The sequence below is a fragment of the Pantoea sp. X85 genome, assembly GCF_029623675.1.
In the GTDB taxonomy this organism is placed as follows: domain Bacteria; phylum Pseudomonadota; class Gammaproteobacteria; order Enterobacterales; family Enterobacteriaceae; genus Pantoea; species Pantoea leporis.
Genome location: NZ_CP121108.1, coordinates 2077338 through 2099089, shown reverse-complemented (window position 1 = coordinate 2099089; position 21752 = coordinate 2077338). Strand labels below are relative to the sequence as shown.

Here is a 21752-nt window from a genome sequence, read left to right as displayed (position 1 = left end):
TTCTGAAGCCTTTTTTCTTATCCGTTTGAACGCAGCTGAGGATAGCGGCGGAAGATAGCGATACACCAGAACAGTGCGGCAAGGCCAATAATGCCGCCGACGTTACCGACATCAGACATTTGCATATGCAAACTGACCTGATTACCCAGTAGCGCACCCGCGCCGATACCGATGTTGTAGATACCTGAGAACAGGGACATCGCGACGTCGGTGGCATCCGGTGCCAGCGCCAAAACGCGCACCTGCATCGCCAGACCAATCATCATCATTGCCATGCCCCAAACGATGCACAGCACGGTGATTGCAGCGGGACGTACTGCGGCAAACACCAGCAAGCCCATGCTTAGTGTGATCATCGCAATTGCAGCGATCAGCATCGCAGAAGGGAATCTATTGCCCAGCGTACTAAACAGCACGCTGCCGAGAATACCCGCTGATCCAAACAGCAGTAACAGCAGCGTGGTGAAATTATCATCGGCATTAGCCACCACCTGCATAAACGGTTCGATGTAGCTGTAAGCGGTATAATGCGCCGTCACCACCACGGTAACCAGTACGTACATTGCCACCAGCGCCGGACGGCGGAATAGCATCGGAACGCTGCTCAGTGAACCCGTGTGCTCGCTCGGCAGACGCGGCAGTATGCGCATCAGCAAAATCAGCAACACCAAAGCAGACAAGCCGATCATGCCGAAAGTAGTGCGCCAGCCAAGATATTGACCGACGATACGCCCAATCGGCACGCCCAGCACCATCGCCAGCGCGGTACCGGTTGCCAGCATACTCAACGCCTGAGTTTTCTTACCTGCAGGCGCCACGCGAATGGCCAGCGAAGCGGTGATTGACCAGAACACGGCGTGCGCTAAGGCAATACCGATGCGCGAGATAACCAGTGAGGTGAAATCCCATGCCAAAGATGACAGCACATGGCTGGCAACAAACACGATGAACAACACGGCCAATAGCAGGCGGCGCTCAATATTGCGCGTTAACAACATCAGCGGCAGAGACAATAGCGCGACAACCCACGCGTAGATAGTCAGCATAATGCCAACATCGGCAGTCTTCATGTCATAGCTGGCGGCGATATCCGACAGCAGACCGACAGGCACGAATTCTGTGGTGTTAAAGACAAAAGCAGCAATAGCCAGCAGTACAACGCGTAGCCAGGCCGTTTTACGTGAAACAGTAGTAGATTGCATGGAGTTCAAATCAGTCAGACGGCAAATGAGAGGGCAAAAAGCACCCCAGAAAGTGACCGGAGTCACAAATTGCCGCTATTGTGGAGCATTAATGAGCGGAGGGAAACCGTTTGTCGGGCTTTTATTACTGAATATTTTTTATCAAGAGTGGCGTAATTAATAGCCTTACGTTTTTACGCTTTCTGTCATCAATACGAGCGCGAACTAGATCAAAAACGGGGAGATAGAGACGACTGGACCTGACGCCACTTTGAGCGCCTTAAGGTCCAGTTATTATTACACTTAAATTTATAGTTATTATGAAACGCCGCAGTGCTGCTTAACAAAAGAGTTAAGTCTGCTGACCACTCTCACATCATGATTATCAGAGTCGCACCATGTGTTTTAGTGCCACACTATTTTGAGTCGTCATGTTTTTTTTTAACCCCACCGGACAGCAGTGCTCGCAGCCCAGCGCGCTGGCATAAAATTTACGCGCTTGCTGAATGGCGGCATTTGGCGTGTAGAAAGTCCCAAGGAAACGGCGTGCCTCATCGGCGGGTAAGTACGGGCATCCCGTTGCATGTACTACATGGTTGTCGTTATAGCCGGCTTGCTTATCGACGTAATAATAGAGTCCCATCTATCGTCCTCATTGCTGTGAAATAATAAAAGTCTAACTATTGTTGGAATGGAATGAATTATAGCGACGAATGGCCGTTTTGTTTTATCTGGGACTGTGAGATCACCGGATGGCGTGGACTTGATGAGAGAACGGGGCGCATTAGCCCCGTTTAACAGATGAAAGGTATTACAGTTTCCGGCACTGCAATCGCCAGCCGACAAGCAAAGCCATTAATAATAGCAAGCTAATGAATGCCGTAACGCCCATCCAGCCATAGCTGTGCCAGAACACGCCGCCCAATGTACCCGCCACGCTGGATCCAACGTAATAGCTAAACAGATAGAGTGACGATGCCTGGCCTTTAGCCCGACGCGCACGCGGGCCAATCCAGCCGCTGGCAACGGAGTGCGCCGCAAAGAATCCGGCGGTGAACAACATCATGCCGGGTAAAATCAGCCATAGTGAGTTAAACGCCGTCAGCAGCAATCCCGTCAGCATAATCGCAGTTGCGCCAATCATCACCGGACCGCGTCCAAAGCGGCTGGTCATCGCGCCGGCTTTCGGTGAACTCCAGGAGCCGGTCAGATAGACCACCGACAGCAATCCCACCACCGCCTGGCTCAGCGACCAGGGCGCACTCAGCAGGCGATAGCCGATGTAGTTGAACAGCGTGACGAACGCGCCCATCAGCAGGAAGCCCTCAGCGAACAGCAGCGGTAATCCTTTATCGCGCCAGTGCAAACGGAAGTTGATCAGCAAACTACGCGGACGCAGCGAAGCTGGACGGAAATGACGCGACGCAGGCAGAATTTTCCAAAACATCAGCGCGCCCGCCAACGCGAAACAGCCAATAACGCCCACCGCAACGCGCCACGAGAAGAAATCGGTCAATACGCCCGTCAACAGGCGTCCGCTCATGCCGCCAATCGAGTTACCGCTGATGTACAGCCCCATGGAAAAGGCGATAACGCGTGGATGAATCTCTTCACTCAGATAGGTCATGCCAACCGCCGCAACCCCGCTCAGTGACAAACCAATCAGCGCGCGCATCAGCAAAATCCCCTGCCAACTGCTCATGGTGGCGGAAATCAAGGTACAGATAGCCGCGAGCAACAGCGCGGTAACCATCACCGATTTACGCCCAATCGCATCCGACAGCGGCCCGGTAAACAGTAATCCCAATGCCATTAAGCCGGTCGATAGCGAGAGAGAAATACTGCTTTGCGCTGGAGAAACGCCAAATTGCTGCGATAACACCGGCAGAATGGGCTGCACGCAATACAACAGGGCGAAAGTGGCAAGACCGGCGGAGAACAGTGCCAGCGTCACGCGCATAAACTGCGGCGATCCGCGTTCAATCCATTCTGAAGGGGCTGCAGCTGGAGCAGGCTTTACGGACAACTCGTCTTCATCGAGTATCACCGCCTGAGAAGAGCGACTCACGGAACATCCTCGTTTGAACAATCATGCCGTTACTGTAGGAAAGGGCGAATAGGTTGTACAATATATTAATAATCTCAAATGAGACGTTTAAAGTATGAATGTTGAGTTGCGTCATTTACGCTATTTCGTTGCCGTCGCGGAGGAACTGCATTTTGGCCGCGCCGCGCAGCGCCTGAATATTTCGCAACCGCCGCTGAGTCAGCAGATCCAGCAACTGGAGCAGGAAATTGGCGCCCAGCTGTTTACCCGCACCAATCGCAGCGTACAGATCACGCCCGCCGGCGCGCTGTTTTTGCAGGATGCGCGTGCCATTTTGTTACAGGTGGAGCAGGCCACCCGCCGCGCCGCACGCGTGCATAGCGGGCAGGAGGGCGAGTTGCGCATCGGCTTTACCTCCTCAGCGCCGTTTACCGGTCTGGTTTCTGACGCGCTGTACCAATTCCGTCAGCGTTGGCCAGAAGTGCACATTCAGATGCAGGAGAACAATACGCGGCAGCAGCTTGCGCCACTTCATGACGATCGGCTCGACCTCGGTGTGATGCGCAATACGCCGCTGCCCAGCGATCTGCAGCACCGCGTGTTACTGCGTGAGCCGCTATGCGCGGTAGTGCATTGGGCGCATCCGCTGGCCGATGCAGAGTCGATTTCCATTCAGGCATTAGCCAACGAGCCGTTTGTATTTTTCGATCCGCAAGGCGGCACTGCGTTATACGGTGAAATCCTGGCGCTGCTGCATCGCTATCAAATCAAACCTTTTATTACGCAGGAAGTGGGCGAGGCGATGACCATTCTTGGTCTGGTGGCGACCGGACTCGGCGTGTCGATTCTGCCGGCGTCATTCAGCCGTGCACGTCTGGCTGATGTGGTGTGGATCCCGTTGCAGGAGAGCGACGCGATTTCTGAAGTTTGGCTGGTCTGGTCAGCGACGCGAGAACCGACGGCGCAAATGACCAATATGATGTCGCTGATGCTGCAAAATGCAGAGAATTGAGTCCGCAGTTGAATGAGGGCCCAAACTTTATGTGCGATAAATCACATTTCTAATCAAATATTTGACGCTGCTGGTCAATCTGCATCACCATAGCTGCTGTTTATTTAGAAGCGCGAAAATAATGGGAGCTGGGCGTGAATCTGTACAGTCAACCTGGTCATATTGATCAGATAAAACAGACCAACGCAGGTGTGGTTTACCGACTGATTGACCTTTACGGCCCGATTTCGCGTATTGAGCTTTCTAAACGTGCCCAGTTAGCCCCCGCCAGCATTACCAAAATCGTGCGTGAAATGCTCGATGCCCATCTGGTTCAGGAAACTGAATTTCAGGAGCCGGGCAGTCGCGGTCGTCCCGCGATTGGTTTGATCCTCGATACGCTCGCCTGGCACTATCTCGCCGTTCGCATTCAGCCCGGATTTATTACGCTGACGCTGCGCGATCTCAGCAGCCGCGCGCTGCAGGAAGATCGCCTGCCGCTGCACGCCAGCGCCGACAAACCACTGCTGCAAACCTTGCACGAGACAGTGAATGACTTCTTTATTCGCCACCAAAGCAAGCTGGAGCGTTTGACCGCCATCGCCATTACCTTGCCAGGATTGATCAACGCCGCTTCTGGCGTGGTCCATCGTATGCCGGGTTATGACGTGCAGGATATGCCGCTGGGAGAAACGCTGGCGCAGCGCACCGGTCTGCCGGTGTTCGTGCAGCATGATATTTCCGCCTGGACGTTAGCCGAAGCGCTGTTTGGCGCATCCAGTGGCGCGCAACATGTGATTCAGATTGTGATTGATGAAACCGTCGGCGCGGGCGTGATCAGCGGCGGACAACTGCTGCACAAAAATGGTCGTACGCTGGTGGAAATTGGTCATACGCAAATCGATCCTTACGGCCAGCAGTGTTATTGCGGCAATAATGGCTGTCTGGAAACCGTCGCCAGCATCGGAAGCCTGCTTACTCTCACCGCCCAGCGTTTGCCGTCGCAGCCGGACAGTGTATTGCATCAGACGCCGTTGACGATTGAGAGCTTATGCGCAGCCGCGCAGCAGGGCGATCGCCTGGCGCGTGATGTGATTGCGGGCGTCGGACATCATATTGGCCGCATGCTGGCGATGATGGTAAACATCTTTAATCCTCAACAAATCCTTATCGGTTCGCCGCTGAATCAGGCCGCCGATGTGCTGTTCCCTGCGGTGAGCAGTACCATTCGACAACAAGCCTTGCCCGCATACAGCAGTAAAATCCAGCTCACACCAACGGCTTTCAGCGATCCCGGCACCTTTGGCGGCGCCGCACTGATAAAAGACGCGCTCTATAGCGGCCATTTATTGGTAAAACTGTTGCAGGGATAATTACAGCTCACCTTAAGTTTGTCCTAACGCAATCTGCCCGCGAAAACATTTCCTTAAACTGCCTCCTTCGCACGTTACACATCGCTTTAATGAAGGAGGAGAATGGTGAAAACGCTTTTTGTCACCGGTACCGACACCGCGGTGGGTAAAACCGTGGTATCACGCGCATTATTGCAGTGCTTTGCCAAGGCGAATCTGTGCGCCGCAGGCTTCAAACCTGTCGCCAAAAGCGCGCAACTCACATCTGAAGGCTTACGTAATAAAGATGCCCTGTTATTACAGCAGGCTTCAGGTCTCGCTCTCGATTATTCCGCCGTCAATCCTATCGCCTTACAAGAGGATGAAATCAGCACCAGCGCGTCGCAGCGTATAGATTATCCGTTGCTCAGCCGCAGTCTAAACGATTTGCAGCAGCGCGCCGCGCGCGTGGTGGTAGAAGGCACCGGCGGCTGGCGCAGTTTAATGAACGACTTACAGCCTTTGTCCCACTGGGTGCGGCAGGAACATTTACCCGTTGTGTTGGTAGTCGGCATTAAAGAAGGTTGCATCAGCCACGCTTTACTGACCGCCGAGGCGATTGCGCAGGATGGATTGCGACTCGTGGGTTGGGTAGCCAACCGTATTAATCCCGGTCTGGCGCATTACGCTGAAATTATTGATGTTTTGAGCAACAAGTTAGGTGCACCTTTATTAGGCGAGTTGCCTTATCTGCCGCGCGCAGAACAACGGGAACTGAGTGGTTATCTGGATATTTCACTGCTCGATGACAATATTACGCACGACAACAGTGCAAAGCCTGCGGCCTGATGAAACAAAAGGCCGCAAATGATCAATGGCTGAATCTAAGATTTCAGATTCAGCCCTCCTCTTTACTGAATTAATTGCCAAAATATTCAATATCTTACTTCCAAATTTTAATAAACCCCTTGTTCTGGCGTGATTCATGCATCAGCAGCTCTGATGAATATCTTGCCGGAGCACCTGTATGTCGCAATCAGATGAGAAAGGTTTGTTGTATGGGCTGAATGACCGCATCGGTCCATTGCCTGCATTTTGTGCCGCACTACAACATGTGCTGGCCAGCGTAGTGGGCATCATTACGCCGCCGCTGATTATTGGTTCCGTTTTGGGATTACAGGCATGGATCCCTTACCTGATCAGCATGTCGCTGCTCGTTTCCGGTCTCGGTACTTTCTTGCAGGCGCGCCGCTTTATGGGCATTGGCGCAGGCATGATCTGCCTGCAGGGCACCAGCTTTGCCTTTCTCGGGGTGATTCTGTCGGGCGGATTGATGGTCAAAGCGCGCGGCGGATCGCCAGAAGAGATCATGGCGATGATCTTTGGCTGCAACTTAGTAGCGGCGATGATTCCGATGTTGATCAGCCGCTGCATCGCGCCATTACGCAAAGTGTTGACGCCGGTGGTTACCGGCACCGTTATTACCTTAATTGGTATCAGCCTGATCAAAGTCAGCATCACCGATTGGGCTGGCGGCCATAACGCCAGCGATTTTGGCGCGCCCGGCAATCTGGCGCTCGGTGCCTTGACGCTGCTGGTAATTATCGTACTTAACCGTTCGCAAAATCGCTGGACGCGGCTGGTTGCGGTGGTGGCCGGCATTGCTGCGGGCTGTATCGCCGCAGCGTTAACCGGCCATCTCACCCTTAAGCCAATGGGTGATACGCCGTGGCTGGTAATGCCGGCGCTGTTCCGTTTTGGTTTTGCCTTTGACTGGACCATCTTCATTCCCATCGCGCTGGTATCGGTGATAGCCGTGATTGAAGCGGTGGGCGACCTCACGGCGAACTGCATGTTGTCGCAGCAGCCGATTGAAGGCGAAGCGTTTGAGCGCCGCATGCAGGGCGGTATTTTCGCCGATGGCATCAGCTGCTTGCTCGCCGCCGTGTTCTCTGCCTTTCCCAACACCACTTTTGCGCAAAATAATGGCGTCATCCAAATGACCGGCGTTGCCAGCCGTTATGTTGGCATGGTGATCGGCGTAATGCTGGTGCTGCTCGGTATGTTCCCGGCGATTGGCTATATGCTGCAGCAGATTCCACCGCCGGTACTGGGTGGCGCGACCATCGTGATGTTTGGGAGCGTGGTGGCGGCCGGCATCCGCGTGATGACGCAAACGCCACTTGGCCGCTGCGAGATGCTGATTGTTGCCGTGTCGTTTGGTATCGGTTTGGGTGTCGAAGCGGTACCTGATGTGCTGAAACAGTTCCCGACACTGATCAGCAACCTGTTTGGTCACGCGGTGACTACTGGCGGGATACTGGCGATTATTTTGAATGTCGTGCTGCCTTCAGAGCGCAGCGAAGCAGTGGCGGCAAAAACGGCTGAGGAGTCGCGTTAACAAAGCGCACGGAGTCAAATAGCCGAGGGGCATATGGCAGAGGAGTAAAGCATCCCGCGCCAGGGAAGGCGCGGGCTGAGCCTCAGGGATGATTTATGGCGACTTTACGATCTGCCATATGCCCCTCGGCGACTGCTTAGGGTTTTACGGATTCAACCGACGGCGCGTACGTCCAGAACTGAGATAATCGGCAATGTAATCCTGCGATATCTCGCCGCTATAACGACCTTCCTCATCGACGATCGGCATCCACACCGTGTTGTGCTCATACAGCTTCGACAGCACCACGCGCAGGTTTTCTTCCGCTTTGCCCGTCACTTTAAAGGTATGCAGCATCTCTTCGCAGCGGCCAGTGGCGCCGCGCGCTTCACGACGCTTCACAAATCCCAGCGGCTTGCCATCTTCATCAACTACCGTCACCGAACGCATATCGTTATCGTCCATGGTGGCGAAGGCCTCCTGCAGTGGCGTATTACGCTGCACGGTGATGGTGGGCTGCTGATCGGTGACATCGCCGGCCTGCACCAGCAACAAACGTTTCAGCGTACGGTCCTGACCGACAAAGGAGCCAACAAAGTCGTTCGCCGGTTTGGCTAACAGCTCATCCGGGCTGGCGCACTGCACAATTTTCCCCTGACCAAACACCGCAATGCGGTCACCGAGCTTCAGCGCTTCATCAATATCATGGCTAACCAGCATAACGGTCTTCTTTAACTGGCGCTGCATCTCAAGGAATTCGTTCTGAATCACTTCACGGTTGATTGGGTCGACCGCGCCGAAAGGTTCATCCATCAGCAATACTGGTGGATCCGCAGCCAGCGCGCGAATCACGCCAATACGCTGCTGTTGACCGCCAGACATTTCGCGCGGATAGCGATGCAGGAACCTGGTCGGATCGAGCGCCACCATGCTCATCAACTCCGTGGCGCGTTCACGGCAGCGCTTCTTATCCCAACCCAACATGCGCGGCACCACGGTAATGTTCTCCTCGATGGTCATATTCGGGAACAGACCAATCTGCTGGATGACATAGCCAATATTGCGGCGCAGGGTGACGGTATCTTGACCGCTGGTGTCTTCACCGTTGATCAAAATCCTGCCGCTTGAGGAGGGAATCAAACGGTTAATCATCTTAAGGCTGGTGGTTTTGCCACAACCCGATGGGCCGAGCAGCACGCACATTTCCCCGGCAGGCACTTCAAGGCTGACGTTGTCCACGGCATTGAGTGATGTGCCGTTCTTTTGCGTAAAGGTTTTCGTCAGGTTTTCCAGTTTTATCATTATCGAATCCCCTTAGGAGTCAGCGCCGACTGCAAACGGTGCAGCAGCCAATCAAGCACAATCGCGAGCAAACAAATCATCAAGGCACCGGCAATCAGCATGCGCACATCGCTGCCGCTGATCCCGTCGAGCAGTTGCAGGCCCAAACCGCCCGCACCAATCACGGCGGCAATCGCCATCACGCCGACATTCATCACCACCGCCGTACGAATACCGCCAAAAATCACCGGCAGCGCCATCGGAATTTCTACCCAGCGCAGACGCTGCCAGAAGGTCATGCCAATCCCGCGACCGGCTTCACGCAGTCCGGGAGACAAATTCTCCAGCGCGGTGTGGGTGTTACGCACAATCGGCAGCAGCGAGTAGAGGAACACGGCGGTAATAGCGGGAAGGGCGCCAATGCCCTGACCGATCATAGAAAACAATGGAATCATCAAACCAAACAACGCGATGGTGGGAATGGTTAACACAATGGTGGCGATGCCGAGCACGGGCGTGGCCAGCCACTTAAAGCGCACAATCAAAATGCCCAGCGGTACGCCAACGATAATGGCGAAACCGACCGCAACCAGCACCAGCCACGTGTGTTGCCAGGTGAGCGTCATCAAGGTGTGCCAGTTATTCATGATGTAATGCAAGGTATCCACAGCGCCTCCTTACAGCATGTTCTTGGATTGAAGGAAATCACGCGCCACCTGTTGCGGCGACTGATGATCAATATCGACACGCTTATTCATCTCGGTGATCGCTTCGTCATTAATCAACGCGGAGAGCTGATTGAGCGCCGTATCCAGGCCCGGATGGCTCTCCAGCACATCCTGACGCACTACGGGCGTGACGTTGTAACTTGGGAAGAAGTGCTTATCATCTTCTAATACTTTGAGTTCGAACCCTTTCACACGGCCATCGGTGGTGTAGATTAAACCGGCGTCAACAAAGCCATCGCGAATCGCGTTGTAAACTAAGCCGGGATCCATCTGGCGAATCTGCGGACGATCGAGCGGCATGTTGTAGGCTTTCTGCAATGGCTTAAGACCATCGGAGCGGCCCGAGAATTCCAGGTCCAAACCCAGTTTCCAGTTATGATCCGGATCGTTCTTGCGTACCTCTTCCAGCTTCGCCACCAGTTGCGACATGGTGTTGATGCCTTCTTTCTCTGCGCGATCGCGTTGCATGGCAAACGCATAGGTATTGTTCATCGGTGCAGGATTAAGCCACACCAGGCCCAATTTCGCATCCAGCTGTTTTACCGTTTTATACGCGTCTTCGGTCGACATCGGCTTATTGATGTGGTTAAAGATGATCAGCGAAGTACCGGTGTATTCCCATGTCATATCAATCTGTTTATTGATCATCGCGTTACGACCAATGGTGGTGGCGATATTGGTCTTGGGAATCACCTGAAAACCTTTCTTTTGCAGCCAGATTACTGTCATCGCGGAGAGGATGTGCTGCTCCGTAAAGCTCTTGGTTGCCATGGTAATCGGTGTTGCAGCCGCGGCGCTTTGGCTGATTGCCAGCGTCGCGGTGAGTGCCAGCGCAGTACGTTTAACCCAGCGCGCCAGTTTGTTGGCAGTGGCCATCACAAAGCTCCTTGTGTTAAGCCGCAGAGTGCGGGCTGAGATAACGTCCCAATGCTGCGAGCAGCATGTCGAGCACCAGCGCAACCAGCGCGGTGGCCACAGCGCCGAGGATCAGCGTAGGGAAGTCGTTGAGGTAGATGCCGGGGAAAATCAGCTCACCAAAACTGCTGGCACCGATCAGAAACGCCAATGGCGCGGTACCGACGTTAATCGCCGTGGCGATGCGCACGCCTGCCAGAATCACCGGCAGCGCATTGGGAATTTCCACCTGACGCAAACGCTGAAACTTCGTCATACCTATACCGTTGGCGGCTTCAATCAGCGACGGCGGTACCGCGCTTAAACCGGCAAAAGTATTACGCACAATCGGCAGCAGCGAGGCGAGGAACAGGGCAATCAGCGCGGGACGATCGCCGATACCGACAATCACCATCGCGAGCGCCAATACCGCCAGCGGAGGCAGCGTGTTACCCACGTTGAAGATTTGCATCACGTACTCTGCCCAGCGACGAGCAAATGGACGGCTAAGCAGGATGCCGCTGGGAATGCCCACCAGTAACGCAAAGAACATTGACCAAAACACTAAAAACAGATGCTGCTGCCCGAGATAAACCAAATCTTCCCGCCGGTCGCGCAGCGTATTGAGCCCCAGCCCCCAAACCAGCAGGGCAATCACCGCAACAATCGCGAGCAGAGCCAGCCCAGCGCGGCGGGCGAGCGATGCATTTTGCATAGCCAGTGTCTCCCTGATTCAAGAAATCGTTCGATAGGTAATGTCATTCCCAGGATGACGGCGCAGTGTTAAAACGCACACACACGAAAATCCTTCACCCCGTTAAATTGCAGTTAAAATGACTGTTATCAGATGCTTTTTCAGTGAATATCTGGAAAGCACCGCTTAGACCTATAGCAATGCTTGTCGATAAGCGCTAGTTTTTGCGGCAAAATCAGACAGATAGAAATAATAAAAAACGCCATCTAACCCGCGTGGAATAAGGCATCATCCGACAATAAAAAATTTTCATCGAAATAAGTGACGTCGTAACAGATGGGGCGCACGTAGAGGAAACTGGTTTGGTGAATTTTCAGCTAGCCTTGTTAGAAATTAAGGAGACGTATGACTGAAACTGCAGAATTGAACACGGAACATCGCCACTGGATTCTTATCGGCTGCATGCTCGCTATGTTTATGGCGGCGATTGAAGTCACCATCGTAGCCACCGCCATGCCGACCATTATTGCCGATCTTGGCGGCTTTTCGCAGTTTGGCTGGGTATTTTCCATCTATCTACTGACGCAAGCCGTTAGCGTGCCGCTGTATGGCCGACTGGCAGATATGTGGGGCCGCAAACGGCTGTTGTTTATCGGTGTTTCGCTCTTTTTACTGGGATCGATTCTGTGCGGATTTGCCCACAGCATGGCGTGGCTGATCCTGTTTCGCGCTTTTCAGGGGTTAGGTGCCGGGGCGATAATGCCGCTAACGTCCACCATTGTGGCGGACGTCTATTCGCCGCGCGAACGCGCCAACGTCCAGGGCTGGCTCTCCAGCGTCTGGGGCGTGGCGGCAATCATTGGTCCGCTGAGCGGCGCGTGGCTGGTGCAGCACTTTAGCTGGTCGGTGATTTTCTGGGTCAACGTGCCGATTGGCGCCATCGCCATGCTGCTGCTGGCGCGTTTTCTTCCATCGCGCGAACAAAATCAGGCCACCACGCTCAATCTCACCGGCAGCTGCTGGCTGATGATCTGCGTAACGGCGTTGCTGGTCGCGCTGCTGCAGGCAGAAGTGCTCGGTTTCTGGCTGGTGCCGTTCCTGCTGCTGGCGGTCATTGCTGCCTGGCGTTTAAAACAGCATGAACAGCGTGCTGATGCGCCGCTGTTCCCGCTGGAAATCTGGCGCAGCCGGCTTATCGTCGCTGGCAACATTGGCAACCTGATCATCGGTGCCAGCATGATGGGCATCAGCGCCTTTCTACCAACCTGGATTCAGGGCATCACCGGCGGCACGCCGCTGCAGGCCGGCAGCGCACTGGCGATGATGTCGATTGGCTGGCCGCTGGCCAGTACATTGAGCGGTAGGTTGATGCTTATCACCTCCTATCGCTTCACCGCGCAGTTGGGCGCGCTGCTGCTGATTGCGGGCAGCGCATTACTGCTGCTACTGCGCAGCGACAGCTCAATCGTGCAGGCCGGATTCACCGCCTTTGTGATTGGCACCGGCATGGGCATGACCAGCACCACGTTTCTGGTATCGGTACAGAACCATGCGCATTACGATATTCGCGGCATTTGCACCGCCTCAATCATGTTCAGCCGCATGATCGGGTCGGCGATTGGTACCGCGTTATTGGGCGCGGTGCTGAACCTCAATTTGTCGCTGCGTCTGCCGCAGGCCGACGATCCGATGCAGAAAATCATGTCGCCTGAAAGCCGTCAGGCGCTGTCGGAGGCGACATTGCATGACTGGACCGGACAAATCGCCAGTTCTTTACATTGGGTGTTTGTAGTGTCGTTGCTGATTGCGCTGCTAACGTTGTGGGTGGCGTGGATAATGCCGCGGCAAAGGCCGGAAGTGGAGTAAAAGCAGGGCGGCCAGAGAGCCGCCCGAAAGTTTACTGCGCTGGCGTATCCTGAGAGCTGCCCGCGCTGTCTGGCACGGTGCTGTCACCATCACGGCCATTTTTCTTGTAGACGATTTTCTGTGTGTCGTTCTCACAATGACCCACAACCTGGCCGCCGACCTGATCGGCTTGATCATTGGCCACGATATCCAGCGTGAAATCCGATTCGGCGACGCCGTTGTTAATGATTTTTTTGCTGATGTCCGCTTTGACGCTTTCACAAGACGCTTGCGCCAATAGCGGCAGCGACAAGATCGCCATCAGCAGAACTGCATTACGTTTTTTCATCATTCACTCCTTTGGTCAGAAATCCTGTCAAAACTATAGCAGTGATAAACGATTAAGGTGCAATTGGACGTCCGGTGCGGCGGTCGAGGCAGCGCAGCGTATTCGGTTCCCAATAGGCGTTAACGTTATAGCTCTTCTCGCAGGAGTCGCGGGTATCAAAGGCTTTGTCCGCTTTATCAAACTCTTTCTCAACGCGCGTATTGACCTTATTACGCAGGTTTTTGGTATCGTTCCACTGCTCTTTGCTCTGGCGCGCGGCTTCATTACTGGAGGCGCTGCTGCCATCTTCAATAATCAGGCGATCGGTTTTGGCCGCAGCGATGGGCGCAGCCATTAAAAGGCTCGACGTCACCACGGTAGCCAGCAGGGCGGAAAACAGTTTTTTCATCGTCATTTCCTTCAGTTAACACCAGCACAGCCGGGATCGCGGCTGTAACAACCATGGCCGCTAGTATATCATCGCTGCTTCTTTGCTCACCAGCGGTGAGCGCTTTGTTTAGCTTAGCGAGAGATTTTCTATGCTGGTCAAAACCGCCTTGCTGTTTTTTATCACTGCGATAGCGGAAATTGTTGGCTGTTTCCTGCCGTGGCTGTGGTTGAAGAAGGGCATGACGGCGTGGCTGCTGGTGCCGGCCGCGGCAAGTCTGGCGCTGTTTGTCTGGTTGTTAACGTTGCATCCCGCCGCGAGCGGGCGCGTTTATGCGGCCTATGGCGGCGTATACGTGCTGACGGCGCTAATCTGGCTGCGCGTGGTGGATGGCGTAAAACTGAGTACGTGGGATTGGGTCGGCGCGCTGGTCGCCTTGAGCGGCATGTTGATTATCGTGACCGGTTGGGGCCGCGCGTAATCATCGGCCACACCGGCGTGCGATATCAGGGGGGAAACATCCCGATGAGGTCGTCGCGGCGAAAGCCACCGGAGCGCCTCATAGGATGATCGCCCCGGGTATTTCGATCAAACAGCGTGTAACCGCGATTAACCTTTATGCACCTTCAGTCCCGCGGTGGTTTGCGTCACCGGCATAATCTCCAGCGTATTGATGTTGACGTGCTTCGGCAGCGTCGTCACCCAATACACCGCTTCGGTGACATCTTCCGCCGTCAGCGCGGTGGTGCCTTCATAAACCTGGCCCGCTTTATCGTCATCGCCTTTGAAGCGCACGTTTGAGAATTCAGTGCCGCCCACCAAACCTGGCTCGATATCGGTCACGCGCAGCGCGGTGCCGTGCAGGTCGGTACGCAGATTCAGGCTGAACTGGCGCACGAACGCTTTGGTTGCGCCATACACGTTGCCACCCAAATAAGGCCAGCTACCGGCAATCGAACCGATATTCACGATATGACCAACATTGCGCTCAACCATTGCAGGCAGCACCGCACGCGTCATGTACACCAAACCTTTATTGTTGGTGTCGATCATATTTTCCCAGTCTTCGATATTGGCTTTGTGCGCCGGTTCCACACCCAACGCCAGGCCAGCATTGTTAACCAGCACATCAATATTGCGCCATTCAGCGGGCAGGGAGGCGATCGCTTCATCGATGGCGGCGCGATTACGCACGTCCAGCTGAACGGTATACAGATTGTCGCCCAGCTCATCTTTCAGCTCTTTTAAACGCTCAGCGCGACGTCCGCTGGCGATCACTTTGTGACCTGTAGCAATGAAGCGGCGGGTGATACTTTGACCAAAACCAGCAGTTGCGCCAGTAACAAAAATAATCATCTCACTGTTCCTTAAACGATTTCAGGTTATCAGCCACACCTTAGCATTAACCTCGAACCCATGCTCATGAAAACCCAAAGCAGCGTGTTGCAGGATTTTTCCTGCACATTACGAGTGCATTGGCGCACCACAAAGACGCATCTCAACAGGCGATAATCACGCCATGCGTGACAAAACTCGCCGCTATGTTAAATCGCAACCGTTTGCGATAGCAGGCAACCGGTTGCGCATACGTTTGCTCGTCAAGCTTGACACAAAAACGCATCAAAACAACCTATTATATTGAAAGTAAACAGTATTTTTTGTTCTTTGCATTGGCATGCGCTTTGCAAACTATCTTTAAGGCAATCACCTGCACTCATAAAAAAGCACCAAGGAACCATTATGCCTTACGCACCCGAAACGCTGCTGCGCGCCAGCTTCTTTGATTTCACCGCTCTGGCCGCGCAGCCAGACGACATCGCTGCCAATGCACGCTATCTCGAAGATGGCTTATTAACGCTGCGTGACGGCAAAGTGGTCAGCCTTGAAAGCTGGCAAATCGCGGAAGGGCGCGTTGATCCCACGCGCGTCACCGATCTGCGCGGCAAACTGATCGTGCCCGGCTTTATCGATACCCATATTCATTACCCGCAAACCGAGATGATCGGCGCCTTTGGCGAACAGCTGCTGGAGTGGCTCAACCAATATACCTTCCCGGTGGAGAGCCAATATCACTGTCCCGATCACGCGGCAAAAATGTCGGCGTTCTTCCTGCATCAGCTGCTGTCGAACGGCACCACCACCGCGTTGGTATTCGGCACCGTGCATAAGCAGTCGGTCGACTCGCTGTTCAGCGCCGCGCAGCAGCTGGATATGCGACTGATCGCGGGCAAAGTGATGATGGATCGCAACGCGCCGGAATACCTGACCGAAACGCCGGAAGAGAGTTATCAGCACTCGCGTGAACTGATTGAGCGCTGGCATCAGCGCGGTCGCCTGAGCTATGCGCTCACGCCGCGCTTTGCTCCGACCTCGTCGCCGGAATTGCTGGATAAAGTGCGCCAGCTGCGCGAGGAGTTTCCTGATGTCTGGATGCACACGCACCTAAGTGAAAACCAGCAGGAGATCGCCTGGGTAAAAGCACTATTCCCGGAGCGCGCAGGCTATCTCGATGTCTATCACCACCACCAACTTACCGGCAAACGCAGCGTGTTCGCGCACTGCCTGCATCTGGAAGATCAAGAGTGGCAATGCCTGCATGACACCGATTCATCAATTGCCTTCTGCCCGACCTCAAACCTGTTCCTCGGCAGCGGATTATTCAACATCAAACGCTGCTGGCAGCAGGGCGTGCGCATGGGCATTGGCACCGACGTTGGCGCAGGCACCACCTTTAATCTGCTGCAAACGCTGGGCGAAGCCTACAAAGTCGGCCAGCTACAGCAATACAAACTCAGCGCTTGCGAAGCGTTTTATCACGCCACCTTAGGCGGCGCGCACGCGCTCGATCTGGATGACGTTATCGGCAACTTCAATCCCGGCAAAGAGGCCGATTTCGTGGTACTCGATGCGGCGGTGTCGCCGCTGCAGAAGCTGCGCAATGCCAACAGCAAAGACATCTGGGAGCGGCTGTTTGTAATGATGACGCTTGGCGACGACCGCAACATCGCGCAAACCTGGGTGAGCGGCAAACCGGTTTGGCAGCGCGAAAGTGAGGAGCAAATCGCATGATCCAGTTCTTACTCAACGATCGTTTAATCACCGAATGCGAGCTTGATCCCAATCTCACCGTGCTTAACTACCTGCGCGGCCAGCAGCAGCGTCGCGGTACCAAAGAGGGCTGCGCGTCTGGCGATTGCGGTGCCTGCACCGTCACGCTCGGTAAAGTCGTCGATGGGCAGATGCAGTATCAGGCGGTGAACAGCTGTTTGACGCTGGTCAGCAGCCTGCAAGGCAAGCAATTGATTACCGTGGAAGATCTCAAGCAGGGCCGCGAACTGCACAGCGTGCAGCAAGCGATGGTGGATTGCCACGGCTCGCAATGCGGCTACTGCACGCCGGGTTTCGTGATGTCGCTGTTTACTCTGCAGAAAAACAGCGCTGGCTGGGATCGTCATCAGGCGGAACAGGCGCTGGCGGGTAATTTATGCCGTTGCACCGGCTATCGTCCGATCATGGATGCGGCGCAGCAGGCGTGTGAACAACCTGATGCGGATGCCTTCCGTGCTAATGCACCCGCGCTAGTGCAGCGTTTACAGGCGCTCAGCAACGATGAAGTACAGATCATCGAAGCCGCGGGCAGCCGCTGCTACCTGCCGAAAACAGTAGCGCAACTCGCCGAGCTCTATCAGCAATATCCTGAAGCCCGTCTGGTGGCTGGCGGTACCGATCTGACACTGCAAATCACTCAGCAATATCAGCGCTTGCCGCTGCTGATCGCGCTGGAGCAGATTGATGAGTTGAAGGTCTGCCACGAAGATGAAACGCATCTTTATCTCGGTGCTGCCGCCTCATTGCAGCATTGCTATCAGTTTTTAGCGCAGCACATTCCGGCGTTTAGCAGCATGCTGGAGCGTTTTGCCTCATTGCAAATTCGTAATCAGGGCACGCTCGGCGGCAACATTAGTAACGCATCGCCGATTGGTGATTGCGCGCCGATGCTGCTGGCTTTAAATGCGCATCTGGTTTTGCAGCAGGGTGAAAAGAGGCGAGAAGTCCCGCTCGATCAATTCTTTACCGCCTATCGCCAAACGGTCTTGCTGCCGGGTGAATTCATTCGCAGCATCACCATCGCTAAAGTGACGGTGTCACCCAACTTTGCGGCGTGGAAAGTGGCTAAACGGCTGGATGATGATATTTCCGCAGTTTTCGCCGCTATCAATCTGCACATCGCGGAAGGGGTAATTGTGGAAGCGCGGCTCGCCTTTGGTGGTATGGCCGCCACGCCGAAACGCGCGCTGGCGGCTGAAGCACAACTGCTGGGCCAGCCGCTGCATCTCAGCGCCATCGAAAAAGCCTGCGCCGCGCTAAGTGTGGATTTCCAGCCGCTGAGCGACTTCCGCGCCAGCGCCGATTATCGCCTGCAGGTGGCGCGCAATCTGTTGCGCCGCTACTACGCACAAGCGTCTGGCGAGCTGACCATTACTGAGGTATCGCGCTATGTCTCATAACCGTCCGGAACTGAACGAAACGCTGCTGAAAGCCCAGTTTGCCACCGACATGCAAACGGGCGTCGGGCGCAGCAATAAACATGAAAGTGCCGACAAGCATGTCTCCGGTGAAGCGCTGTATATCGACGACAAGCCGGATCTGCCGGGATTGCTGCATCTCTGTCCGCGTCTGAGCGAGCATGCGCATGCGCGCATCACCAAACTGGATGTGCAGCCATGTTACGCGGTGCCGGGCGTAGTCAGCGTGCTGACGTGGCGCGATGTGCCGGGCCTCAACGATGTCGGTCCGCTCGAACCGGGCGATCCGCTGCTGGCGCAGGACACAATCGAATATTTCGGTCAAATCGTCATTGCCGTCGCCGCTGATTCACCGGAAGCGGCGCGTGCCGGCGCCGCAGCGGCGATTGTTGAGTACGAAGCGCTACCGGCCGTCCTCGACGTGCGTGAAGCGCTGGAACAGCGTTTCTTTGTACAGCAGCCGCACATTCACCAACGCGGTGATGCTGACGCTGCGCTGGCGCGGGCGTCACGCCGTATTCAGGGCGAATTTCACATCGGCGGTCAGGAACATTTCTATCTGGAAACCCAGACGGCGCTGGTGATCCCCGGCGAAGATGACAGCTTGCAGGTGTTCTCCTCGACGCAAAATCCCACCGAAGTGCAGAAGCTGGTGGCGGAAGTGATGGGCATCACCATGAACAAAGTCACCATTGATATGCGGCGCATGGGCGGTGGCTTTGGCGGCAAAGAGACGCAGGCGGCAGGCGTGGCGTGTTTGTGTGCCATCGCCGCGCGTCAGCTGCGCAAACCGGTAAAAATGCGTCTGGCGCGCCGCGACGATATGCAGATCACCGGCAAACGCCATCCGTTTTTTGTCCGCTACGATGTCGGCGTCGATGACAATGGTCGCTTCTGCGGCGTGAAGATCGATCTGGCCGGCAACTGCGGTTATTCACTCGATCTCAGCGGATCGATTGTCGATCGTGCGATGTTCCACGCCGATAACGCGTATTACCTCGGCGATGCACTGATTACCGGCTATCGCTGCCGCACACATACCGCCTCGAACACCGCGTACCGTGGCTTCGGCGGGCCACAAGGCATGGTGGCGATTGAGCAGATCATGGATCACGTCGCGCGCGAAGTGGGAGTAGATCCGCTCGAACTGCGCAAACGTAACTATTACGGCAAAACCGATCGCAACATCACCCATTACCACCAGCAGGTGGAAGACAATCTGCTGGATGAGATGACGGAGCAATTAGAAACCAGCAGCGAATACGCCGCGCGGCGTCGTGACATCAGCGCATTTAACGCCAGCAAACGTTTTATGAAACGCGGACTGGCGCTGACGCCAGTGAAATTCGGCATCTCATTTACCTCCAGCTTCCTCAATCAGGCCGGCGCGCTGATTTTGATTTACACCGATGGCACGGTGCAGCTCAATCACGGCGGCACCGAAATGGGCCAGGGCTTAAACACCAAAGTGGCGCAGATTGTGGCGGAAGTGCTGCAGATTGATATCAGCCAGATTCAGGTGACCGCCACCGATACCGGCAAAGTGCCCAACACCTCGCCAACCGCAGCGTCCAGCGGGGCCGATCTCAACGGCAAAGCGGCGCAAAATGCCGCACAAATCCTGCGCGATCGCCTTACCGAGATGCTGTGTCAGCAACATCAATGCGCGGCAGACGCGGTGCATTTCAGCAACGGCATCGTGCGCGTCGGCGAGAAGCACTTCACCTTCGCCCAGGTTGCACAGCAAGCGTGGCTTAATCAGGTGCCGCTTTCTGCCACCGGTTTCTACAAAGTGCCGGGCATCCATTACGATCGCGCCGCCGGACGCGGCAAACCGTTCTATTACTTCTCCTACGGCGCGGCCTGCTGTGAAGTGCTGGTGGATACGCTGACTGGCGAATACCGCTTGCTGCGCGCCGACATTTTGCATGACGTGGGCGCGTCGCTGAATCCGGCCATTGATATCGGCCAGGTTGAGGGCGGTTTTGTGCAGGGCATGGGCTGGCTCACCTGCGAAGAACTGGTGTGGAACGACAAGGGCAAATTGCTCACCGATGGCCCGGCCAGCTACAAAATCCCGGCGATCAGTGATGTGCCCAGTGATTTGCGCGTCACGCTGGTTGAGAACCGCAAAAACCCGCAGGACACGGTGTTCCACTCCAAAGCCGTCGGCGAACCGCCGTTCATGTTGGGCATCGCCGTGTGGTGCGCATTGCAGGATGCGGTTGCCAGCGTTGATAACTATCGTCGCCATCCGCAGCTGGACGCACCCGCCACGCCGGAGCGAGTATTCTGGGGGATTCAGCGCTTATCAGGAGCGGACCATGATTTATCATGACTGGATCAGCGTGTTGCACAGCCTGCGGGAAAAACGCGAAAGCTGCGTACTGATTACCGTGCTCAGCGAGCGGGGCTCTGTGCCGCGCGATCGCGGTAGCAAAATGGTGGTCAGCGCCACTGACACTTTTCTCACCATTGGCGGCGGCCATCTCGAATATCAATGCATTGCTCAGGCGCGAGAGATGCTGCAGCAGCGCTGCACTCAACCGCGCAGTGAAGAGTTTGCGCTGGCTGCACGTCTCGGCCAATGCTGCGGTGGTCACGCCACTTTGCTGTTTGAACCGCTGATGCAGCAGCAGCCGGAAATCCAGGTGTACGGTGCAGGTCACGTTGGCCAGGCGCTGGTAAATCTGCTTGCCACTTTGCCGTGCCGCATCACGTGGATTGACAGCCGCGCCGCGCAGTTTCGCGCCGTGCCGCCCGGCGTGACGGTGCGTCAGGTTGAGGATCCGATTGACTGCGTGCAGGAAGCCGCGCCCGACAGCTATTTTGTGGTGATGACGCACGATCATCCACTCGATCTGGCGCTCAGCGAAGCGATCTTGCGCCGGGGCGATTTTCGCTATGCCGGTGTGATTGGTTCTGCCACTAAAGCCCAGCGCTTTCGCTATCGCTTAGAGGGCAAAGGCATTGCGGCAGATTCCCTCGCACGTTTGCGCTGCCCGATTGGTTTGGCGGATGTGAAGGGCAAGTTACCGGCGGAAATTGCCGTCGCGGTGGCGGGAGAAATCATCAGCGTTTATCAACAGCAGGCGATAAGTTGTTGAGTGACGAGGAAACTGCCAGGATAGAACCATC

General features: G+C 55.2%; 20 protein-coding genes. 10 read left to right on the top strand and 10 right to left on the bottom strand.

Annotation, left to right across the window (positions count from 1 at the left end; all coding sequences use genetic code 11):
• Window positions 1-17 precede the first annotated feature (17 nt).
• The 3 genes from P6287_RS09785 to P6287_RS09775 all read right to left on the bottom strand — a co-directional run bounded on the left by P6287_RS09785 (window position 18) and on the right by P6287_RS09775 (window position 3249).
• Entirely contained in the window at window positions 18-1202 is a 1185-nt protein-coding gene (locus P6287_RS09785) for a sugar transporter (RefSeq protein WP_101764346.1), read from the bottom strand.
• A gap of 364 nt (window positions 1203-1566) precedes the next feature.
• Window positions 1567-1824, bottom strand: coding sequence for a hypothetical protein (locus P6287_RS09780; protein ID WP_110866194.1), 258 nt, complete (start codon window positions 1822-1824; stop codon window positions 1567-1569).
• Between the two features lie 168 nt (window positions 1825-1992).
• On the bottom strand, window positions 1993-3249 hold the full coding sequence (locus P6287_RS09775; RefSeq protein WP_277974893.1) for an MFS transporter: 1257 nt from the start codon (window positions 3247-3249) through the stop codon (window positions 1993-1995).
• 94 nt (window positions 3250-3343) lie between these two features.
• Between P6287_RS09775 and P6287_RS09770 the strand changes: the two genes are divergently transcribed.
• The 4 genes from P6287_RS09770 to P6287_RS09755 all read left to right on the top strand — a co-directional run bounded on the left by P6287_RS09770 (window position 3344) and on the right by P6287_RS09755 (window position 7951).
• Window positions 3344-4240 carry a LysR family transcriptional regulator gene (locus P6287_RS09770; protein WP_110866192.1) on the top strand — a complete coding sequence of 299 codons (897 nt, stop codon included), beginning with the start codon at window positions 3344-3346 and terminating at the stop codon, window positions 4238-4240.
• Between the two features lie 134 nt (window positions 4241-4374).
• On the top strand, window positions 4375-5592 hold the full coding sequence (locus P6287_RS09765) for an ROK family protein (protein WP_277974892.1): 1218 nt from the start codon (window positions 4375-4377) through the stop codon (window positions 5590-5592).
• Between the two features lie 102 nt (window positions 5593-5694).
• Window positions 5695-6399, top strand: coding sequence for a dethiobiotin synthase (bioD, locus tag P6287_RS09760; RefSeq protein WP_110866190.1), 705 nt, complete (start codon window positions 5695-5697; stop codon window positions 6397-6399).
• Window positions 6400-6577: 178 nt separating this feature from the next.
• The gene (locus P6287_RS09755) at window positions 6578-7951 is read left to right on the top strand and encodes a nucleobase:cation symporter-2 family protein (RefSeq protein ID WP_277974891.1); all 1374 of its coding nucleotides are present in this window, start codon (window positions 6578-6580) and stop codon (window positions 7949-7951) included.
• A gap of 144 nt (window positions 7952-8095) precedes the next feature.
• Here the strand turns inward: P6287_RS09755 and osmV are convergent, their stop codons facing one another.
• The 4 genes from osmV to P6287_RS09735 are packed head-to-tail and all read right to left on the bottom strand — an operon-like array spanning window position 8096 to window position 11548.
• Complete coding sequence (gene osmV, locus P6287_RS09750) at window positions 8096-9232, bottom strand: osmoprotectant ABC transporter ATP-binding protein OsmV (protein WP_277974890.1); 1137 nt, start codon at window positions 9230-9232, stop codon at window positions 8096-8098.
• Entirely contained in the window at window positions 9232-9879 is a 648-nt protein-coding gene (osmW, locus tag P6287_RS09745; RefSeq protein WP_064738719.1) for an osmoprotectant ABC transporter permease OsmW, read from the bottom strand. The genes osmV and osmW overlap by 1 nt, the downstream gene beginning before the upstream one ends.
• Window positions 9880-9888: 9 nt before the next feature.
• The gene (locus tag P6287_RS09740; protein ID WP_008108905.1) at window positions 9889-10815 is read right to left on the bottom strand and encodes a glycine betaine ABC transporter substrate-binding protein; all 927 of its coding nucleotides are present in this window, start codon (window positions 10813-10815) and stop codon (window positions 9889-9891) included.
• 16 nt (window positions 10816-10831) lie between these two features.
• Window positions 10832-11548, bottom strand: a complete 717-nt coding sequence (locus P6287_RS09735) for an ABC transporter permease (RefSeq protein ID WP_101764354.1) — start codon at window positions 11546-11548, stop codon at window positions 10832-10834.
• Between the two features lie 384 nt (window positions 11549-11932).
• Between P6287_RS09735 and P6287_RS09730 the strand changes: the two genes are divergently transcribed.
• Window positions 11933-13393 (top strand): MDR family MFS transporter, encoded by a 1461-nt coding sequence (locus P6287_RS09730; protein ID WP_101764355.1) that lies wholly within the window; start codon window positions 11933-11935, stop codon window positions 13391-13393.
• A gap of 31 nt (window positions 13394-13424) precedes the next feature.
• Here the strand turns inward: P6287_RS09730 and P6287_RS09725 are convergent, their stop codons facing one another.
• Window positions 13425-13721, bottom strand: coding sequence for a DUF1161 domain-containing protein (locus P6287_RS09725; RefSeq protein WP_277974923.1), 297 nt, complete (start codon window positions 13719-13721; stop codon window positions 13425-13427).
• Window positions 13722-13773: 52 nt separating this feature from the next.
• Window positions 13774-14109: a DUF1283 family protein gene (locus P6287_RS09720; protein ID WP_101764357.1), complete on the bottom strand. Its 336-nt coding sequence runs from the start codon at window positions 14107-14109 to the stop codon at window positions 13774-13776.
• Window positions 14110-14239: 130 nt separating this feature from the next.
• On the opposite strand from P6287_RS09720, the gene P6287_RS09715 reads away from it, so the two are divergent.
• On the top strand, window positions 14240-14569 hold the full coding sequence (locus tag P6287_RS09715; RefSeq protein WP_192233901.1) for a YnfA family protein: 330 nt from the start codon (window positions 14240-14242) through the stop codon (window positions 14567-14569).
• Between the two features lie 128 nt (window positions 14570-14697).
• On the opposite strand, the gene ydfG is transcribed toward P6287_RS09715, so the two are convergent.
• Window positions 14698-15444: a bifunctional NADP-dependent 3-hydroxy acid dehydrogenase/3-hydroxypropionate dehydrogenase YdfG gene (gene ydfG / locus P6287_RS09710; protein WP_101764358.1), complete on the bottom strand. Its 747-nt coding sequence runs from the start codon at window positions 15442-15444 to the stop codon at window positions 14698-14700.
• 384 nt (window positions 15445-15828) lie between these two features.
• On the opposite strand from ydfG, the gene guaD reads away from it, so the two are divergent.
• Genes guaD through xdhC form a run of 4 tightly spaced genes read left to right on the top strand, consistent with a single transcriptional unit; the run spans window position 15829 to window position 21721 of the window.
• Window positions 15829-17157 carry a guanine deaminase gene (guaD, locus tag P6287_RS09705; protein ID WP_277974889.1) on the top strand — a complete coding sequence of 443 codons (1329 nt, stop codon included), beginning with the start codon at window positions 15829-15831 and terminating at the stop codon, window positions 17155-17157.
• The gene (xdhA, locus tag P6287_RS09700; RefSeq protein ID WP_277974888.1) at window positions 17154-18596 is read left to right on the top strand and encodes a xanthine dehydrogenase small subunit; all 1443 of its coding nucleotides are present in this window, start codon (window positions 17154-17156) and stop codon (window positions 18594-18596) included. Before guaD ends, xdhA begins: the two co-directional genes overlap by 4 nt.
• On the top strand, window positions 18586-20952 hold the full coding sequence (gene xdhB / locus P6287_RS09695) for a xanthine dehydrogenase molybdopterin binding subunit (protein WP_277974887.1): 2367 nt from the start codon (window positions 18586-18588) through the stop codon (window positions 20950-20952). The genes xdhA and xdhB overlap by 11 nt, the downstream gene beginning before the upstream one ends.
• The gene (gene xdhC, locus P6287_RS09690; RefSeq protein WP_101764362.1) at window positions 20939-21721 is read left to right on the top strand and encodes a xanthine dehydrogenase accessory protein XdhC; all 783 of its coding nucleotides are present in this window, start codon (window positions 20939-20941) and stop codon (window positions 21719-21721) included. Before xdhB ends, xdhC begins: the two co-directional genes overlap by 14 nt.
• Window positions 21722-21752 lie beyond the last annotated feature (31 nt).

Excerpts from the sequence above, each read along its gene's own strand:
- P6287_RS09785 (WP_101764346.1), bottom strand. The coding sequence starts at position 1,202 with ATGCAATCTACTACTGTTTCACGTAAAACGGCCTGGCTACGCGTTGTA.
- P6287_RS09780 (WP_110866194.1), bottom strand. The coding sequence starts at position 1,824 with ATGGGACTCTATTATTACGTCGATAAGCAAGCCGGCTATAACGACAAC.
- P6287_RS09770 (WP_110866192.1), top strand. The coding sequence starts at position 3,344 with ATGAATGTTGAGTTGCGTCATTTACGCTATTTCGTTGCCGTCGCGGAG.
- bioD (WP_110866190.1), top strand. The coding sequence starts at position 5,695 with ATGGTGAAAACGCTTTTTGTCACCGGTACCGACACCGCGGTGGGTAAA.
- P6287_RS09755 (WP_277974891.1), top strand. The coding sequence starts at position 6,578 with ATGTCGCAATCAGATGAGAAAGGTTTGTTGTATGGGCTGAATGACCGC.
- osmV (WP_277974890.1), bottom strand. The coding sequence starts at position 9,232 with ATGATAAAACTGGAAAACCTGACGAAAACCTTTACGCAAAAGAACGGC.
- P6287_RS09740 (WP_008108905.1), bottom strand. The coding sequence starts at position 10,815 with ATGGCCACTGCCAACAAACTGGCGCGCTGGGTTAAACGTACTGCGCTG.
- P6287_RS09735 (WP_101764354.1), bottom strand. The coding sequence starts at position 11,548 with ATGCAAAATGCATCGCTCGCCCGCCGCGCTGGGCTGGCTCTGCTCGCG.
- P6287_RS09730 (WP_101764355.1), top strand. The coding sequence starts at position 11,933 with ATGACTGAAACTGCAGAATTGAACACGGAACATCGCCACTGGATTCTT.
- P6287_RS09725 (WP_277974923.1), bottom strand. The coding sequence starts at position 13,721 with ATGAAAAAACGTAATGCAGTTCTGCTGATGGCGATCTTGTCGCTGCCG.
- P6287_RS09720 (WP_101764357.1), bottom strand. The coding sequence starts at position 14,109 with ATGAAAAAACTGTTTTCCGCCCTGCTGGCTACCGTGGTGACGTCGAGC.
- P6287_RS09715 (WP_192233901.1), top strand. The coding sequence starts at position 14,240 with ATGCTGGTCAAAACCGCCTTGCTGTTTTTTATCACTGCGATAGCGGAA.
- ydfG (WP_101764358.1), bottom strand. The coding sequence starts at position 15,444 with ATGATTATTTTTGTTACTGGCGCAACTGCTGGTTTTGGTCAAAGTATC.
- guaD (WP_277974889.1), top strand. The coding sequence starts at position 15,829 with ATGCCTTACGCACCCGAAACGCTGCTGCGCGCCAGCTTCTTTGATTTC.
- xdhA (WP_277974888.1), top strand. The coding sequence starts at position 17,154 with ATGATCCAGTTCTTACTCAACGATCGTTTAATCACCGAATGCGAGCTT.
- xdhB (WP_277974887.1), top strand. The coding sequence starts at position 18,586 with ATGTCTCATAACCGTCCGGAACTGAACGAAACGCTGCTGAAAGCCCAG.
- xdhC (WP_101764362.1), top strand. The coding sequence starts at position 20,939 with ATGATTTATCATGACTGGATCAGCGTGTTGCACAGCCTGCGGGAAAAA.